This is a genomic window from Oribacterium sp. HCP3S3_B9 (genome assembly GCF_052064255.1).
Taxonomy (GTDB): domain Bacteria; phylum Bacillota; class Clostridia; order Lachnospirales; family Lachnospiraceae; genus Oribacterium.
In genome coordinates this window covers 1-1538 of the sequence record NZ_JBQHVY010000051.1, presented here as the reverse complement: position 1 = coordinate 1538, position 1538 = coordinate 1, and the positions used below count along the sequence as shown (strand labels likewise).

Annotated in this window: 1 protein-coding gene; it reads right to left on the bottom strand. The window is 50.7% G+C overall.

The features are described from left to right. Window positions 1-63 precede the first annotated feature (63 nt). Window positions 64-1419 (bottom strand): ISL3 family transposase, encoded by a 1356-nt coding sequence (locus ACTNC3_RS11335; protein ID WP_441227495.1) that lies wholly within the window; start codon window positions 1417-1419, stop codon window positions 64-66. Window positions 1420-1538: the final 119 nt, after the last annotated feature.

Here is a 1538-nt window from a genome sequence, read left to right as displayed (position 1 = left end):
GGCTCTTCGGGCGTACCTGTGGGTAAAATCCGTGGCAGAAATGCCCGTTAAGCCCCTCCATTGTTAGTTTTCTGGCTCCGCTATCGGCCTGTTCGGTAAAGGAACCTTAATATTCGAGCAGACAAGCATGATCATATCGATCATACTCTCCACATCTCGGAAGCCAAATGCTCTCCGGATGATCAATTTGATTTTGTTGTTGGTCGACTCGATTCTGGCATTGCTCATCTTCAATCGAATCGTATTGAGGATGTGCTCTTCATGCCGGCGGATCTTGTGACCAAGCTCCTTGAATTCATCGATGCGGCTGTGGGTGGCTCTCCAGAAGAACCTGTCCAGTTCTTCCTTTGCCTCATCCGCATCGTCCATATGAAGAATGAGCCTCAACTGCTCTTTCAGCAGGTACCCACGATACAGACGTTTATTGCTGACCGCGATTTCAGCCAGCTGCGTTTCCTGCTTGTTGGTCAGGTGTTCCGGTGCTTTCCCTAATGCGTAAGCAGAGCCCTTTATTTCAGCCGCTTTCTCCTCCGCCTTATGGACGGCAATGGAATCCTTATCCTTCAAAGCTCCGCGACCGCGCTTGCGCTTAACGGTCTTCTTGAGCTCCTTGAGTTCCTGATGGGCATCGCGCCACGCTTCCTTGCGAAGAGCATCAAGTGCTTCGTTTGCCCACTCTACAACGTGGAAGGAATCAACGCAGCGTGCACAGTTCGGAAGGTATTCTTCAATGCACTGGTCGATCCATCTGGCACCGTCACCGGTAACAACCTTTATGGATGCCCTCTGCTCTGGAGTAAGGCTTTCCAGAAACTTGGAAAAGATCTCTTTTCCGTGCTTGTTGCTTGCCCAGACAACCGTATTGGTATCGTGGTTCACTATGACGGTAATGTACTTGTGACCCTTACGATAGCTTGTCTCATCGATTCCGATGTTGACAAGGTTGTCCAGCCGTTTACCTGGATCAGGCTCAATGTATTTGCGGGCTCTTGTGATGCAGCGGGCAACGGTCTTCCAGTCGATCCGGAGGTACTCGGCTACGGCGCTGCGGCTGAGATTCTCAGCCATCCAGGTGGCAGTCAGATCAAAGCTCTTGGTGAATCTGGAATCGTGGAACGCCCATGGAACGGCAGCAACCAGAACGCCGTGCTTCGGACATCTGATCCGCTGGGTATACGCATTGATGTACACCAGGATGCCGGCAAAGTCGAGGGCTCTCCAGGACCGGATAATACTGGATCTGTCATAGACAGAGCAATGTCGGCCGCAGATCGGACAGCGGTCAGACTCCCGATTTTTGGGACGCATACGGACTGTGAGCTTCTTTACTCCATGTGCATCAACAGAAAAATCGGCGCCTTGAACAACTGCACCCTTGACGTCAAGGATGTTCTTCAATAATGTATTAGCTGAGGTCATTGGAATCTCCGTTCTGTATTTCTTCGACAGCTATACATTACGAGAGTCCGATGACCTTTTCAATTGTTATTATGGTAGGCAGAGGCTATTTCCTACCCACACATGTGCACGAAGCCTCA

Coding starts and splice junctions, on each gene's coding strand:
- ACTNC3_RS11335 (WP_441227495.1), bottom strand. CDS start 1,419: ATGACCTCAGCTAATACATTATTGAAGAACATCCTTGACGTCAAGGGT.